General features: G+C 43.0%; 16 protein-coding genes and 1 other RNA gene. 11 read left to right on the top strand and 6 right to left on the bottom strand.

Annotation, left to right across the window (positions count from 1 at the left end; all coding sequences use genetic code 11):
- Positions 1-261 precede the first annotated feature (261 nt).
- On the bottom strand, positions 262-933 hold the full coding sequence (gene modB, locus HLI_RS11335; RefSeq protein ID WP_128525058.1) for a molybdate ABC transporter permease subunit: 672 nt from the start codon (positions 931-933) through the stop codon (positions 262-264).
- Entirely contained in the window at positions 930-1,715 is a 786-nt protein-coding gene (gene modA, locus HLI_RS11330) for a molybdate ABC transporter substrate-binding protein (protein ID WP_128525057.1), read from the bottom strand. Before modA ends, modB begins: the two co-directional genes overlap by 4 nt.
- 96 nt (positions 1,716-1,811) lie before the next feature.
- On the opposite strand from modA, the gene HLI_RS11325 reads away from it, so the two are divergent.
- Entirely contained in the window at positions 1,812-2,468 is a 657-nt protein-coding gene (locus tag HLI_RS11325) for a M50 family metallopeptidase (RefSeq protein WP_128525056.1), read from the top strand.
- Positions 2,469-2,572: 104 nt separating this feature from the next.
- A complete protein-coding gene (locus HLI_RS11320; RefSeq protein ID WP_089754201.1) occupies positions 2,573-2,677 on the top strand; it encodes a YjcZ family sporulation protein in 105 nt (34 codons plus the stop codon).
- 231 nt (positions 2,678-2,908) lie between these two features.
- Here the strand turns inward: HLI_RS11320 and HLI_RS11315 are convergent.
- Positions 2,909-4,248, bottom strand: a protein-coding gene (locus HLI_RS11315) for an IS3 family transposase (RefSeq protein WP_128523132.1) whose coding sequence is annotated in 2 segments (ribosomal slippage) — positions 2,909-3,762 and positions 3,762-4,248 — 1,341 coding nt in all. Because the reading frame shifts where the segments join, the coding sequence is not laid out codon by codon here.
- 283 nt (positions 4,249-4,531) lie between these two features.
- Between HLI_RS11315 and HLI_RS11310 the strand changes: the two genes are divergently transcribed.
- Complete coding sequence (locus HLI_RS11310) at positions 4,532-4,783, top strand: hypothetical protein (RefSeq protein ID WP_128525055.1); 252 nt, start codon at positions 4,532-4,534, stop codon at positions 4,781-4,783.
- Between the two features lie 16 nt (positions 4,784-4,799).
- On the opposite strand, the gene HLI_RS11305 is transcribed toward HLI_RS11310, so the two are convergent.
- A complete protein-coding gene (locus tag HLI_RS11305) occupies positions 4,800-4,991 on the bottom strand; it encodes a hypothetical protein (protein ID WP_128525054.1) in 192 nt (63 codons plus the stop codon).
- 111 nt (positions 4,992-5,102) lie between these two features.
- Here HLI_RS11305 and aldA point away from each other — a divergent pair, with 111 nt between their 5' ends.
- Positions 5,103-6,554, top strand: a complete 1,452-nt coding sequence (aldA, locus tag HLI_RS11300; RefSeq protein WP_128525053.1) for an aldehyde dehydrogenase — start codon at positions 5,103-5,105, stop codon at positions 6,552-6,554.
- Positions 6,555-6,676: 122 nt separating this feature from the next.
- Here aldA and queF read toward each other — a convergent pair whose 3' ends face one another.
- Positions 6,677-7,171 carry a preQ(1) synthase gene (gene queF, locus HLI_RS11295; RefSeq protein WP_128525052.1) on the bottom strand — a complete coding sequence of 165 codons (495 nt, stop codon included), beginning with the start codon at positions 7,169-7,171 and terminating at the stop codon, positions 6,677-6,679.
- Between the two features lie 353 nt (positions 7,172-7,524).
- Here queF and acsA point away from each other — a divergent pair, with 353 nt between their 5' ends.
- The 5 genes from acsA (at position 7,525) to HLI_RS11270 (ending at position 13,630) form a co-directional block, all read left to right on the top strand.
- Complete coding sequence (gene acsA / locus HLI_RS11290) at positions 7,525-9,234, top strand: acetate--CoA ligase (RefSeq protein WP_128525051.1); 1,710 nt, start codon at positions 7,525-7,527, stop codon at positions 9,232-9,234.
- A 159-nt stretch (positions 9,235-9,393) separates the two neighbouring features.
- Positions 9,394-10,701: a purine/pyrimidine permease gene (locus tag HLI_RS11285; RefSeq protein ID WP_128525050.1), complete on the top strand. Its 1,308-nt coding sequence runs from the start codon at positions 9,394-9,396 to the stop codon at positions 10,699-10,701.
- Positions 10,702-10,732: 31 nt separating this feature from the next.
- Positions 10,733-12,049, top strand: a complete 1,317-nt coding sequence (locus HLI_RS11280) for a lysine N(6)-hydroxylase/L-ornithine N(5)-oxygenase family protein (protein WP_128525049.1) — start codon at positions 10,733-10,735, stop codon at positions 12,047-12,049.
- A gap of 99 nt (positions 12,050-12,148) precedes the next feature.
- Positions 12,149-12,661, top strand: a complete 513-nt coding sequence (locus HLI_RS11275) for a type 1 glutamine amidotransferase domain-containing protein (RefSeq protein ID WP_128525048.1) — start codon at positions 12,149-12,151, stop codon at positions 12,659-12,661.
- Positions 12,662-12,862: 201 nt separating this feature from the next.
- A complete protein-coding gene (locus HLI_RS11270; protein ID WP_128525047.1) occupies positions 12,863-13,630 on the top strand; it encodes a DUF3891 family protein in 768 nt (255 codons plus the stop codon).
- 84 nt (positions 13,631-13,714) lie between these two features.
- Here the strand turns inward: HLI_RS11270 and HLI_RS11265 are convergent, their stop codons facing one another.
- Positions 13,715-15,001 (bottom strand): glycoside hydrolase family 18 protein, encoded by a 1,287-nt coding sequence (locus HLI_RS11265; protein ID WP_128525046.1) that lies wholly within the window; start codon positions 14,999-15,001, stop codon positions 13,715-13,717.
- 245 nt (positions 15,002-15,246) lie between these two features.
- Here HLI_RS11265 and tadA point away from each other — a divergent pair, with 245 nt between their 5' ends.
- Together tadA and ffs are read left to right on the top strand one after the other, a co-directional pair.
- Positions 15,247-15,729, top strand: a complete 483-nt coding sequence (gene tadA, locus HLI_RS11260) for a tRNA adenosine(34) deaminase TadA (protein WP_128525045.1) — start codon at positions 15,247-15,249, stop codon at positions 15,727-15,729.
- Positions 15,730-15,779: 50 nt separating this feature from the next.
- Positions 15,780-16,045, top strand: an RNA gene (gene ffs / locus HLI_RS11255) — signal recognition particle sRNA large type.
- The last annotated feature ends 62 nt before the right edge of the window (positions 16,046-16,107 follow it).

Raw genomic sequence — 16,107 nt, 5'->3', positions numbered from 1 at the left:
TTAATTCAGGTGAACTCATGACTATTATGACTGAAAAACGGCTAACTTAATGTTGATAAAGAAATACAACAACAGATAAAACACGGTCTTATTTTTGCTCACCCCAGTAAAAAACGCAAAAACAGACACCGAAAAACGACCAAATACTAACCAAAACGATTTCCTAAACCGTGTGTCGCAGGTTCGAATCCTGCCGGGGGCGCTGGCTGGAACTCATAGGAGTTCCAGCTTTTTTATTGACCAGGAAATAATATTCTACACTTATTGATAGGGCTTTCGTATTTTTCGCCTACTCCACATGTTCAACCATAAAACCGCGCTGAAGCCAAGTGCGATAATGATGATGACCCACATGAAAGCCTGCTCCATACGACCGGCTTCTACAGCAAAATAAATAGCAAGCGGAATGGTGTCTGTTTTTCCCGGAATATAGCCCGCTATCATGAGAGTAGCTCCAAACTCTCCTAACGAACGAGCGAATACCATGACGAGCCCAGCTAAAAGACCTGGCCAGGCTAGCGGGAAAGAAATACTGAAAAATATTTTGAGCTTTGATGCTCCTAAGGTGAGGGCATTGTTTTCAAGGTCATGGTCGTAATTCAAGAAAGCTGCGGCAGCACTTTGGTACATCAATGGAAAGGACACGACAGCAGAAGCGATCACAGCTCCTGTCCAGGAGAAGACGACTTGCCATCCGAACCAATCCATCAATAACTTTCCGATAATTCCATTGTTCCCGAATAAAAAAAGTAATCCAAATCCTATGACTGTGGGCGGGAGGACAAGAGGAAGTAAGATTAAGGATTCCAAAAGACTTTTCCCGGGAAATAACCGCCGGGTAATGAGTCTGGCTGATAGGGTGCCAATCACAAAAACAATGATTGTCGCAGTAGCGGCAACTTTTAGTGAGAGAAAAAGAGGGCTGTAACTCATTCGACCATGCTCCTGTTAGCGACACTCATAAACCCATAACTCTTAAAGATTCCTTGTATCTGTTTTTTATTTAAAAAAGATAAAAAAGCTTTGGATTTTTCCTTAGACCGGCTTTTTGAAGTGATAATTCCTGGATAAATAATAGAATCGTGTAGTTGATTGTCGACTTCATCCAAAACCTTCACATTATCAGAGATTTCTGCATCGCTTGCATATATGATTCCATAATCAACTTCATCAGTTTCTACATATGTAAGGACCTGGCGAACATTGCTCGCAAAAATCACCTGTTTTTTTAATTGCTCCCATACTTGAATCTTTTCCATCGCTTGTTTCGTATATGTACCTGCAGGGACGCTTTTTGGATTGCCGATCGCGAGTTGCTTATCATTGGAGAGGGAATTCAATTTTCTGAATACAAGAGATTCTTCCTGTGTATTGGATCCGACCAGTACTAAGCGGTTGGTCGCGTATTCCACGTAAGAATCAGTCTCGACCATTCCTGCTTGCTCAAGGTCTTCGATCCATCTCCGGTCTGCAGAAAGGTACACATCTACAGGAGCTCCTTGCTCAATTTGTCTGGCTAGTTTCCCGGAACCACCCAAAAGAAGATTCACTTCTATGTCATACTCCTTCTCAAAGAGAGGGATGGCTTGCTCGAGAACATCTGTAAGACTGGAAGCAGCTGCTATTGTGATTTCGTTTTCCTCCGTGTTGCTCATGCAGCCGGCAAGCGATAAGGTTATGGCACAAAAATATAGCATGAGAAAATTTTTCTTCATTTATGATTCTCCTTAGAATGTTACATTTTTACTATGATGGTACAATCACTTTTAATAATGAACAAATCGAAATAATTTCAGAAAGGAAGTGAAAATATGAAACTGCAAATCATCATTGCGATTGTACTTGCCCTTATCCTTACACAACTCCCGGTCGTAGGGAAGTATTTTGCTATATTGAACACAATGATTCATGAGAGTGGGCATTCGCTGATGGCTTTAGTAACAGGGGGAGAGGTTAGGCGTATATCACTATTCCCTAACACTTCAGGAACGGCTATGACTGGTCATACATCGTGGCTCAGTCAAGTGTTGACGAGTATGGCCGGTTATATTTTTGCTTCTTTCTTTGCTTTTGTCTTCTTTTTCTTAATTTGGAGAGGCCAATATAAATGGATGGTGTATATCCTATTAGCTTTTTTGGCTGTCAATTTGTTCTTTTGGGTTCGGAATGTTTACGGATTGTTTTGGATTGTTACGTTTGGGGCGGGTTTCATTTGGCTGCTTAGGAGTGGTCATGAGACGGTGGTCCAGTATGTTCTCCTTTTCTTAGCATCTCTCGTGCTTGTTGAATCGGTTACAAGTGCTTTTGAAATCATGTGGATCAGCTTTATTTCACCAGGGCAGGCGGGAGACGCAGCCAATTTAGCTCGGGCTACAAAATTTTTACCTGCACCTTTATGGGGACTATTATTTTTTGCTCAAGCTTTGTACTTCGCTTGGTTAGCAGTAAGGCGTGTCTTTCATTATTAAATGTGTGCATAAGTAGAAGAAAAAAATCAAAAATCCGCATTTGCCCTTCCCTCCATGTTCCAGCTGAATATGGTAGTAAAGTAAGTTAGAGAGGAGGGAATTAAATGAGCGGAGGATACGGTGGCGGTTTCGCACTGTTGGTTGTATTGTTCATCCTTTTGATCATCATTGGTGCATCTTATGTAGGTGGCCGTGGTTACGGGTATTAATAAGTACGAGCGGGAAGTTGTTCCCGCTTTTTACATAAGCAGCTGTGTCCATCGTATGCATTTTATTTTTTAGCTAAACCCTTCCATTAAATGGAAGGGTTGCGTAAGACTCGATTCCGAGATGTTATGGAGTTTTTAGGGGCTGCAGGAAACGGATCGCTTTCCGTGGGGGGCGCGCTGAGCCTCCTCAGGCTTTGCTGTGCTGACCCCTTAAAATTGGACACTATGTAATTAGGCCGTTGCTTGATATTTTTCACGGTATTGGACTGGACTCATTCTAAGTTTAGACTTAATTCGGTGGTTGTTATATTTATCCATAAAACGTGACAGCTCTTGCTTGAAGTGTTCTACACTCTCAAATTCTTTGTGATAAAGAAACTCCGATTTCATGTGGCCGAAGAAGTTCTCCATCACGGCATTATCGTGACAGTTGCCCTTGCGGGACATACTTTGGGTAATGCCTGCCTCTTTGAGACGGTTGCGATATGGGGCCATCTGATAATGCCAGCCTTGATCGGAATGCATAAGTAATTCGTCGGAATACTCTAGGCGTTCGAGCCCCTTTTCCAACATCTCTCTGACAAGGTCATAGGTCGGGCGTGTTCCAAGCGTGTACGTAACGATTTCGCCATTATAAAGGTCAAGAATCGGGGAGAGATAAAGCTTTTGGCCGAATAGCTTAAACTCTGTAATGTCCGTGACCCACTTTTGATTCGGTTTATCTGCCGTGAAGTTTCGACTTAAGATATTATCCGCTATCTCTCCGACACGGCCTTTATAAGACACATATTTCTTCATACGCACAAGACAACGTAGACCGATCTCTTTCATCAGTCGATACACTTTCTTATGGTTTACAGGTGTCCCTCGATTTTCAAGCTCATTTTGAATGCGGCGGTAGCCATATGTCCCATCTTCTTGGTGGAAAATGCTTCGGATTTCTTCTTTCAGGTCCAGGTCTAGATCCGGTTTCTCCATCTGACCGATTTGATGGTAGTACGTGCTGCGTGATAGTCCCGCCACACCTACCAACTGTTTCACGGGGTAATCATGCCTTAGTTCGAAGACGATCCGGGCTTTTTGTCTTTGGTATTCTGGTCCTCTTCTTCGACTAAGGCTTTCAACTTTTTTAAATACGCGTTCTCCATTCGTAGGTATTCCAATTCTTCCTCTACCGATTTAAATGGCTTCTTGGCTTTTTGATTCTTGTTTTGTGGCACTGGAACCTTCCCCTTTCGTTTGGACGCAAGGGCTTCCACACCGCCATTCTGCCATTTTTTCAACCACCTTCGGACCATCGAATAATCCGGGATATGGAAGAGGGCAGAGGCCTCGCGAATGGAGTATCCTTCATCGTCCATACATTCAATTACCTTCAGTTTAAAGTCTGAAGAATAGTTTGTATAGGGGATTGAGAAGGCTTGATCACCATGGTACTCATATAATCTCACCCAGTACCGTAGGGCAGAGTGGTCTACGCCAACCTGATGTGCTAGGTGACGATAGCTTATTGTCTCTTCGGTATATCGACGAACAGCTGTGAGTTTGTCTTCCTTCGTAAATCGTTTCAATGGAGGTCCCCCTTAAATTAGCGTTGGATAAGTGTCCAACTATTGGGGGTCACTTCAGTTATTAGCCCGAGGAGGCTTGCCGTCTTCCCCGCGGAAAGCGAGTAGCTTCCAAGACCCATTCGCACTCCCAGATACCTCGGAACTGAGTCTTCCAGATAAGGGAGCTTATGTGGGAGGAGGTCAATATTGAAGATTCACAAAAATTTAACATAAAATCCAACGTTTTTACCAGAGTGATCCAGGGTATGGATAAATAGAATAAATGGACGAGGGAGAGGTACACATGGATTTAAATGAACGACTAATCACACAAGGTTATGATCACATTGATATTTTACTTATTGATGAAGAGGCGAATCAGACGACAGTAGCTGACATTACCTTACATAAGGTCACAGATTTGGAATACAAGCTTTATCTTGATCCTGAAACAATCACCTACCATTTCGATGTAGACGACCCCTATTTTGAAGCGAACCAAAAGGATGATCTAGGCAATGATAAGAAGGTGAAAGGATTTATATTGGAATGGTGAGGAAAGTCCTGATATTTCAGGGCTTTTTTTTATGTTTTCTCCTATGGTTACGGTCTGCATAACCACCAATCACCAACAGGATGCCTGAAGCAATCAGCATGACTGAGATCATGGGATCCTGGATAGAAAAAAATAATGCAAGGGCAGCAATAATGTTCGCTGTGCCGATGAAGGTTAATATCCAAAACATTTGATTCTCTTTTTTCATAATAAAATCATCCTTTTCTTTATTGTTCTCATCTATTCTAACGCACTCATTTGTTTAATTTCACTTATCAGGTGGAAAGGGATTGGTAAACAGTTACAGGAGGTCATGATTTTGCAAGAACATCAACTATATATTGACGGTGAATATACAAATTCGACAGGTACTGACTGGATTGACATCCTCAACCCAGCGACAGAAGAAATCATTTCTAAAACTCCAAAAGGGACGACGGAGGATGTTGAACGTGCTGTCCAGGCAGCAGCGGAAGCCCAAAAAGGATGGGAGCTGACTCCGAATATTGAACGTGGGAAAATCGTCAGGAAGCTCGGAGATGAAATCGAAGCAAACCGTGCTACGTTTATTGATTTACTGCAGGAAGAGCAAGGAAAAGACTATGAACTGGCGAGCGGTGAAGTGGATTTAGCAATCGATTACTTCCGTTACATGTCCGAATGGGCGCGAAGAATTGAAGGTGAAGTTCTCCCCAGTGATCGTCCAAATGAAAATATTTTTATTTATAAAAAACCAATTGGGGTCGTTGCGGGTATTGTACCATGGAATTTCCCGGTCTTCATTTTAGCAAGGAAAGTTGCAACAGCTTTGGTTACAGGGTGCACATTAGTATTAAAACCAAGCCAACAGACCCCGAATACAGCAATGGAGTTCACCAAAATCATTCATAAAATGGATGATATCCCCAAGGGGGTATACAATCTCATAACCGGTACTGGGTCAGAGATCGGCAATGCTCTTGCCTCTCACACTGATGTACACATGGTTTCCATGACAGGAAGTGTCCCTGCGGGTACAAAAGTAATGGAAGCGGCGGCACAGAATATTACGAAGGTTAACCTTGAGCTTGGAGGGAAAGCCCCTGCAATCGTTACAGCAAATGCTGATTTGGATGTGGCTGTCGATAGTATTACGACGTCACGGCTCGCCAACAATGGACAGGCATGTACAAATGCTGAACGGGTGTATGTCCATGAAAGTGTGGCCGAAGAGCTCATATCCAAGCTACGTCACCAGTTTGAATCTTTGACTCTTGGTGATCCACGTGAAAATAAAGAAGCAGATGTAGGACCACTTGTCAGTCAAGACCGTCTGGAAGAAGTAGAAGGAATGGTAAAAGAGGCTGTAGAAAATGGGGCGTCTGTAGAAATAGGCGGTGAGCGGGGAGATCTTGAAAAAGGTTATTTCTATAAACCTACGATTTTGACGAATGTCGAACATGACATGAAAATCATGCAGGAAGAGATTTTTGGTCCTGTAATTCCCATTACGACCTTCAAAACCCTTGATGAAGCCATTGAAAAGGGAAATGATACAGACTTTGGTCTCTCCTCTTCCGCTTATACAGAGGATATGAATGAAGCAATGAGGATCGTAAATGAATTGAAGTTCGGGGAAACATTCATCAATCGTGAGAATTTTGAAGCGGTGCAAGGCTACCATGCTGGTATGAGGAAATCAGGTCTTGGCGGAGCAGACGGCAGGCACGGTATGGAAGACTTCCTTGTGACCCAAGCGGTTTACATGCAATATAAAAATGATAAAAAATAACAATCTGTTAGTTGAACGGCATTAATTTTTCTCACCCTATAGAGTTTCATGAGATGAAAACAAGCCACGATCTCCTTGAGAACGTGGCTTGTTTCTGTTATTCCAAGCTGCTTGCGGGTAGGTTATCTGTTATCGATTGTTTCCGGGTACAAATCGTGGTTCATCATTCTATGATCGGCCATTTGTTCAAATTTCGTTCCCGGCTTTCCATAATTACAATAAGGATCGATAGAAATACCACCACGTGGTGTGAATTTCCCCCATACTTCAATGTAACGGGGGTCCATCAAGTCAATTAAGTCATTCATGATCGTGTTCACACTGTCTTCATGAAAATCCCCATGATTACGGAAGCTGAACAGGTAAAGCTTCAACGATTTACTTTCGACCATCTTCACATCCGGAATATAACTGATGTAGATGGTTGCGAAATCCGGCTGGTTGGTCTTAGGACACAGGGTCGTGAATTCTGGGCAGTTGAATTTAACAAAATAATCACGGTTCGGGTGCTGATTATCAAAAGTTTCCAGTACATCAGGATCGTACTCGAAAGAATAACCGGTCCCCTGATTTCCGAGAAGCGACAAATCCAATTCATTATCATTTCGTCCTGGCATGATGTATGCTCCTTTTTAATAATATCGTGTACATTAAAAAGCCGCAGCGGCTAAGGGCTGCGGCTTTTGAAAAACGGCATCCTTAGTTTTTTATAGAGGGATGGGCTAAGAAACCTCTGTTACGCTCCATTCATTATATTAACGGGGCATAAGTCTGTCAATTTTTCTCATCCCCATGGCCTAATTCTGTAAATGTTAGGCCATATCTCTTTAAAAATAAACAAAATTCCCCTACAATAGAGTTAATTCATAAAACATTCAAAAAAATCGTTTCAATGACTCTGAAAGTATCAGAGCTTTCTTATGCCACAATCAGAAAACGTTTACAAAAAACATTCTTATGAGGTGATTTAATGGACATGCAACCAATTCCAGCTCGATCAGGCAATCACAACATGGAAAACTACAAAGAAACATATGAAAATTTTAAATGGGATGATGTAAAGGGGAATTTCACATGGAATCAGACAGGAAAAGTGAATATCGCTTATGAGGCTGTCGACCGCCATGCCGAAAACCCTGATAAAAAGAATCAGCCCGCTCTGATTTACTCCGCACCTGATAGGGAAGAAACGTTAACATTTGAAGACTTGAAATTAAAAAGTAACCAATTCGCAAATGTCTTGAAAAAACACCATATAGAAAAAGGCGATCGTGTCTTCCTTTTTATGCCGAGAAGTCCTGAGTTTTATGCGGCTTTCCTTGGCATCTTGAAAGTGGGAGCTATTGCAGGTCCTTTATTTGAGGCTTTCATGGAACAGGCGGTAAGAGACCGTCTTGAAGATAGTGAAGCGACGATGTTGATTACGACACCGGATCTCTTAGACCGGGTCCCAACAGATGAATTGCCTGATTTGAAACAGATTGTGCTTGTTGGCGGAGACGCCCCGGGTAATTATATTTCGTATGATGAGGAAATGGAGCAGGCTTCTGATGAATTTAATATCGAGTGGGTAGATTTAGAAGATGGTATGCTCCTTCACTATACTTCAGGTTCTACCGGTAAACCGAAAGGCGTATATCATGTTCATAATGCAATGATTCAACATTATCAGACAGGAAAATGGGTTCTTGATTTGAAAGAGGATGATGTTTATTGGTGCACTGCTGATCCAGGTTGGGTGACAGGAACCAGCTACGGAATTTTCGCTCCGTGGTTGAACGGTGTTACGAACGTTGTGCGAGGCGGCCGCTTCAGCCCGGATGATTGGTATGGAACCATTGCAGAGAAGAACATATCTGTATGGTATTCCGCTCCGACAGCTTTCAGAAAACTGTTGAGTGCCGGTGAAGAAGAAGCGAAGAAACATGACCTTTCTTCATTGCGGCATATTCTGAGTGTCGGGGAACCACTGAACCCTGAAGTTGTTACATGGGGGCTTTCTGCTTTCGATTTACGTATTCATGATACATGGTGGATGACAGAAACGGGTGGTATGCTCATCTGTAATTATCCGGCAATGGATATGCGCCCAGGCTCTATGGGTAAACCATTTCCGGGAATTGAGGCAGCGATTGTCGATAATGAAGGAAATGAACTTCCACCGAACCAAATGGGGAATCTCGCCATAAAAGAAGGCTGGCCATCGATGATGCGTGCGGTTTGGCAGAACCCTGGGAAGTATGAAAGTTATTTCTTGAACGGATGGTATGTATCTGGTGACAGTGCATATAAAGACGAGGATGGGTACTTCTGGTTCCAGGGTCGCCTTGATGATGTCATTAATACATCAGGAGAACGAGTCGGCCCGTTCGAGGTAGAAAGTAAATTGATTGAACACGAAGCGGTGGCAGAGGCTGGTGTCATCGGTAAACCAGATCCTGAACGCGGTGAAATAATTAAAGCCTTCGTTACCTTGAGAGATGGTTATGAACAATCGGATGAACTTTTAGAAGACATCCGCCAGTTTGTGAAGAAGGGATTAAGTGCTCATGCAGCACCTAGAGAAATCGAAATCAAAGATACTATCCCTAAGACGAGGAGCGGTAAGATCATGCGCCGTTTATTGAAATCTTGGGAGCTCGGTTTACCGACAGGCGATACGTCAACTCTAGAAGAATAATCGATCAGAGCACAGTCCATGGGGCTGTGCTCTTTTCTACATTTACCTTCATGTTTCACGTGAAACTTACAAGGAACATTTATACGGACACCTCTTCGATCTGTGTGGTAAGCTATGGATGGAATAAAGTATGAGTATGGATTCAGGTGGGAGATTATCATGAAAATTAAAGATGTTCGTTTATTCGACCGATCACTCGAAACGATCCAATGGTTTGTATTTTTATTAGCCAATGCGGTTGCACTCCCCATTGTCATTGGTTCAATTTTTGAACTTGATTTCAATGAAGTCGCCGGGTTGATGCAGCGCACCTTCTTTGTGGTAGGAGCAGCCTCATTTCTACAAGGGGTGTTCGGACACCGTCTTCCGATTATGGAAGGTCCGGCAGGTTTGTGGATCAGTATATTTGCTGTCATGGCTTATACGGGTGCTCAGTCGGGTGATAGTTACATAGAGACATTACAAGTTTTAGAAGCTACTATGATTTGGACAGGTATTTTTTTATTGATGTTTGGAGTTTTCCGTTTATCTCATCGAGTTTTGTATGTGTTCACTCCTCTTGTAACTGGAGCTTTTTTGTTTTTGCTGACCGTTCAGTTGAGTGGGACTTTTTTGGAAGGCATGATAGGGATTCAACAATCCAGTGATGTGATCGACCCTATGGAAGCATCTGTTGCTTTTTTGACCCTCTTGCTAGTAATTGGCTTGTCCATCATCGGGAAAGGCTGGTTGAAAAGTTTCGCTGTGTTGATAGGTATCGTTGTGGGGTGGTTATTGTATGTCATCCTGCTCGATAGAGGAAAGACAACCTCTCCACAAATCGATGGGTTTGCAATGCCTGAACTTTTTGCTTGGGGGACGCCTGATTTCACCTGGGGAGCCCTTCCCTTAGGCTTTATCACAGCTGTTATTCTTTTATCGAATCTTGTTGCTTCCGTCATTGCCGTCAGCCATACGATCTCTGGGAAACCCGATTTTACATATGACCAAATCAACCGGGGAAGTGGATTTTTAGGGTTGAACCATGGCATCTCAGCATTGTTCTCTTCTATAGCCAATGTTTCACTAGCCTCTTCGTCAGGTTTCATGCAGTTGACGGGTCAAAAGGGAAAATCCCCGTTTTTATTTGCTTCGTTGTTGCTGGTGGTTTTCTCGTTCTTTCCACCTTTGGTCGGTTTTATTTCAGGAATCCCCGCTCCAGTGGCCAATGCGGCGTTGTTAGCAACTTTTGTGCAATTGATGGGGCTCGGTTTATCGAATATTGCAAGTGAGCCATTAGATGAAAGGCGTTTGACGATATTAGGAATCTCCTTCCTGTTAGGCATCGGATTAATGTTCCTACCACCTGAAGTTTTCCAAGGGGTTCCAGGTCTTCTTCAGAATTTATTAAGCAACGGATTATTAGTAGGAACCGTATTGGTAATCGTCTTGGAGCAGGTTTGGAAGGAATCAAACAAGTCATCATAGGGAAAAGTGATGTTGTAGAGGAAGTGATTTAATGGAAAAGAATATATATGATGTGATCGGAATCGGCATCGGTCCATTTAACTTAGGCTTAGCTGCGTTGATTGATCAAACAGATGAAATTGATGCCGTTTTTTTTGAAAGTACACCGGAATTCATCTGGCATCCAGGTATGCTGATTGAGAAGATGGACTTACAGGTTCCTTTTTTGGCTGATCTGGTAACGTTCGGTGACCCGAAGAGCCCCTATACGTTCATGAATTATTTACACGAGCATGACCGGATGTTCCCGTTCTTTTTTCATCGCCATTTTGAAGTCCCGAGAGAAGAATACAATCATTACATGCAATGGGTGGCCAAGCAGTTGAGCGGATTGCATTTCGGTCATACGGTGGTTGATGTGCTTGATAAAAAAGAGGCAGAGGTGCCGCATTATGAGGTAGTCGTGGAGGAGAAAGCGACAGGAAAACAAAAATATTTCCAAGCGAAGCATGTGGTGATGGGTACAGGAAATGATCCTTTGATGTTGGATGGTATGGAAAGCCTGCCTAATGAAGATGTGTTGCACACGAGCCGGTATCTTTTTGAAAAGGACCATTTGTTGAAGGCGAAGCATGTCACGATTGTGGGCTCAGGGCAGAGTGCATTGGAAGTATTTTTAGATTTGTTGGAAGAGCAGGAACGTCACGATATGAAATTGAGCTTGTTGACGCGATCCGGAGGTCTGTTCCAGTTAGATACAGCCAAATTCGCACAAGAAATGTTCACCCCTGATTTTGTGGATTATTTTCATCAATTGAATTTCAAGCAAAGGAACGAAGCCCTGGATACGCTTGGCCCTCTCCGCAAAGGAATTGACCCCGATACCTTGACGCGGCTGTATACGAAGCTGTATCACCGGACCGCAGGGATGAAGGATAGCCAGGTGCTTATTCAACCAATGACGGAAATCAAAGGGATTGAAGCCTGCGAAGATGGTTACCACCTTCAATGCAGGCAATGGCAGGAAGAAATCGAGTATACGTATCCTAGCGATAAAGTTGTTCTGGCGACAGGCTATAAACCCCACATTCCATCATGGTTCATGGATCGCTTTGGAGATGAGATCGAGTGGGAAGATGATTTGATGTATAAAGTCTCCCGTGATTATCAATTAGTATTCAACGACAAACGGGATCATCACTTTTTCACATTGACGAACCTTGTCCATTCCCATGGAGCTGGAGCCACCAACTTAGGGTTATCAGTCCATAGAAATGTGCATATCATCAATACGATTGCAGGAAAGGAAATCTATCGAAATCAAAAGGAATCGACCTTCCAGCAATTTTCCATGAAAGATTATCAATAACCATTTTTTTGAAATGGACAGGTTTAAAATCATTACACGGGGGAAGACATCCTATGTGTTCCGATAGAATAACAAACATTTCAAGGAGATGATTTAGATATGAGTAAGATTGCTTGTGTCATGACTTCGATGTTTGAAGATGTGGAATATACCCAGCCTGCAGAAGCTTTCAAAAATGAAGGACATGAAGTAACGAATATTGAATGGGAAGCGGGAAAAGAAGTCACAGGTAAACAGGGCGATGCGACAGTCAAAATCGATACGTCCATTGAAGATGTTAAACCAGATGATTTTGATGCACTGTTAATACCAGGGGGCTTTTCTCCAGATATTTTACGTGGTGATGAAAAGTTCGTTTCATTCGTTAAACACTTCATGGATGAAAAGAAGCCGGTTTTCGCAATCTGTCACGGACCTCAACTATTGATTACTGCTAAAACTCTTGAAGGTCGTAAAGCTACAGGGTTCAAATCCATTGCTGTAGATATGGAATATGCGGGTGTCGATTATCAGGACAAAGAAGTCGTTGTTTGTCAGGACCAATTGGTGACCAGCCGTCAACCTGATGACATTCCTGCATTTAACCGCGAAGCTTTAAAGCTATTGAAATAAAAATGAAAGACGGTGGAGTCACGGGGAATTCTCCTCGTGGCTCCTTTTCTATTCTTTTAGCCTTACCGAGGCCTTTTTCAGTTAACTTTTCGCTGTCCTGTGGAGTAGATGGATCATTTGATTTATAATTGGAAGGAAGTCATTTCTCGGTGAACATTCATGTAATATAAGCTTCAGAGATAGATGGAGGAGGAAAGAGCTATGATCGTCAATGAAAAAGAAGACCATTTCATAATGATTCCACAGCACGAACATGCTTACATATCAGGGTTGCTTGTTTTCAATTGGAAGAAAAATTTTTTGCTTCGTTCCAAATTAAGAGAAGAAGCTGACTGGGCGATTCGCCAGCATGATCGGGCCTGGATACCTTTAGATGATCACCCTCTGTGGAATGAAGAAAAGCAGCGCCCCTATTCTTTTACTGATTATCCAGTGAAAGAAAAACTGGAAGCGTACCAACGGGGCATCAGTGAAGTGGCGAGTCAATCGTTATATGCTGGAATCCTTTGCAGCAAGCATTATGTATCTTTCTTTTCTGAAGACAGTGAGGATCCACTCGTCATTAATTTCTTATCAGAGGAGAAAGATCGCCAGCGGGAATTGTTCGAACTGATGGAAATGGATGTCCCTTACGATATCTTCGACCTTCATTTTCGCAGGCTGCAGTTTTGCGATGACTTGTCTCTATACGTGTGTATGCAAGATGCTGGCATTCCTAAAGATGAAGAAGTTGCATGGTTCAAAAACGGGTTCAGACAGTCCTTTGATTTTGCTCCGGCAGGGATGATTGCCCATTGGGAAGATGAAACACATGTCTCTGTCCACCCTTTTCCTTTTGAACAACCCTTTGAAGTGAGAATTCCTTATCGGATCGTCTCTAAAAAAGAAATTTCAGAGAAAGGTCTGGAAGAAGCTTATCAAGAAGCAGAATGGCATTCGAAACACATCGGGTTCATACGACAACAATGAACAAGCCGCTTACAGGGTTTTCCTGGAGCGGCTTTCACTGTCAAAGAAGGTAGCGCCAAAGCGCTTGAACATTTGCACCTCTTATCAGCTCTTCTCGATACTGAACTGACTACTTAGTAAGAGCCAATTTTGAGGAAAAGATAAACCGAGTTTCCAGTAACTGATCCCAAGGAGTCCCCGGTTCTTGATAAGGTTGAACTTTTGTTGAATTGATCGTGCATCTTCAAACCAGACTTCATGTTCATTCCCTGATCCGTCTGTGTAGGTGAAATAAGGTGCCTGTTCTTCTTCATCGTAAGAAATAGGGACATTGTTCTCGCGTGCAATTTGAATAGCTCTCTGCGGGCTGACGGCTTTAGCGAATTCTCCTCCAGGCTCATAGGGAAGCGTCCAGTCATAACCATACAAATTCTGTCCCAAAAGAATTTTTTCAGCAGGCATTTCGGTTAAAGCATAATCGACAACTTCCGTAACAGGTCCAATCGGAGAAACGGCTCGAGGCGGACCACCACTGTATCCCCATTCATAGGTCATCAACACGACAAAGTCCGCAATCTCCCCGTGAGCTTTATAATCATGAGCTTCATACCAGGCTCCTTGTTGATCGGCACTTGTTTTAGGTGCAAGTGCAGTGGACATAAGCAAACCTTCTGCTGATAAACGCTGTTTGGCTTTACGGAGAAATTGATTATAATTCTCCTTCATTTCCGGTGGTAAGAACTCGATGTCAAAGTGCACATCTTTAAATCCCACTTGCTTAGTCGTCTGGATGATATTGTCCAGCAGTGTATTTTGCAAGGTATCATTAGTCAGGATTTTTTTGCCCAACTCAGCATTGAAGCCATCTTCTGCTAAATTCGTAACAACCATCATAAGGGAAGCGTCGTTTTGCTGAGCGATTTCTTTGAAATTATTTAACGGTGGTGCCTTCAAAGATGCGTCTTCTTGGATTTCATAGCTGAACGGTGCCAAGTAGCTGAGTTTTGGAGCCCGAGTTTCAGCGGAAGCTTCCAATATATCTGAGACTTCTCCTCCGAAAGGTTCAATGTAGGCGTTTGTAGAGATTGGTGTCGGAGGCTGTTCCGGAATGTACAAACGATATCCTACAGGTAATACTCCACCAGGCTGTATTCCATTCACTTGAGCGAGCTGGTCTGCGGTTGTATTGAATTGTTGAGCAATCGTATATAAACTGTCACCTGGTTGAACAAAATAAAATTGACCCACGATCGGGATGACGATCGCCTGCCCGACGACAAGGTCTCCGGGGGTCTCCAGTTCATTTGCTTCAATGATCGCATTTGGGGTACTCTCATAAAGACTAGCGATAGAGTAGACTGAATCACCTTGTTGAACGACATGGATTTGCATGGGCCTCACTCCTTTCTCATCTTTATCAATGTATGAAACAGGAAAACATAATTATTCTTAAAATCATCCTATGTTAAATTTTGTTGTTATTTTTCATGAGATAATGCTTCAATCATAGGGCAGGTCTTTAGAAGACTCAGTTTTGATCCATTTATCCAACATCTCGAACTAAGTGTATAAGGGAGTTAACTGTGAAAAACTCCAGACTGATATTGTAAAGGATTTAAATATAAAGGGGATCTTATATGAAAAACGATGATTTCTATATGAAGATTGCTATAGAGGAAGCTGGAAAAGCGCAAGCAGAAGGGGAAGTTCCTATTGGAGCTGTTATTGTATTGGAAGATGAAGTGATCGCTTCAGGATATAACCAAAGAGAAACCTCCCAACTGGCTTCCTCTCATGCTGAATTCATAGCAATTGAACGTGCAAATCAGCGAATTGGTAGTTGGAGACTTGAAGATTGCACGTTGTACGTGACCTTAGAACCTTGTCCAATGTGTGCGGGGGCGATTTTGCAATCCAGGATTCCTCGCGTCGTTTATGGAGCTAAGGATCCGAAAGCAGGGTGTGCAGGGACACTCATGAACTTATTGGAGGACGACCGCTTTAATCATAAATCAACAGTGGTTCCTGGAGTAATGGAAGAAACGTGTGGGGAAATGCTTTCTGATTTTTTCCGCCAACTGCGCCTTCGTAAGAAAAACAAGCCTTCAAGTAATAATTAACAGCTTGAAACCATTGCATTTTTCTAAAAAAGTCGCTATACTTGTTAATGCCGTGCTAAGCGGGGAGGTAGCGGTGCCCTGCACTCGCAATCCGCTATAGCGAGGCCGAATTCCCACCCAAGGTGGTGCGGCCTCAAGGTCTGCCTTATGTGAGTGGTGTTGACACCCAGGTCCTGCGCAACGGGAACCAGCGAACCCTGTCAGGTCCGGAAGGAAGCAGCAGTAAGCTGACTCTCTCGTGTGCCGCGGGAGTGCCTGGGTCGAGCCATAACCATAAGTAACGCTTGGGGCCACGCCATCGACGGTGGGTGCACGGCATTACATAAGAAGTGAATGTTTGGCACATAGATTGATGAGGGAGCCGTTATGATTACGTCA

The sequence above is a fragment of the Halobacillus litoralis genome, from assembly GCF_004101865.1.
Lineage (GTDB): Bacteria > Bacillota > Bacilli > Bacillales > Halobacillaceae > Halobacillus > Halobacillus litoralis_A.
Note: the sequence above shows the minus strand (reverse complement) of the source record. Positions and strands in the feature narration are given on the sequence as shown.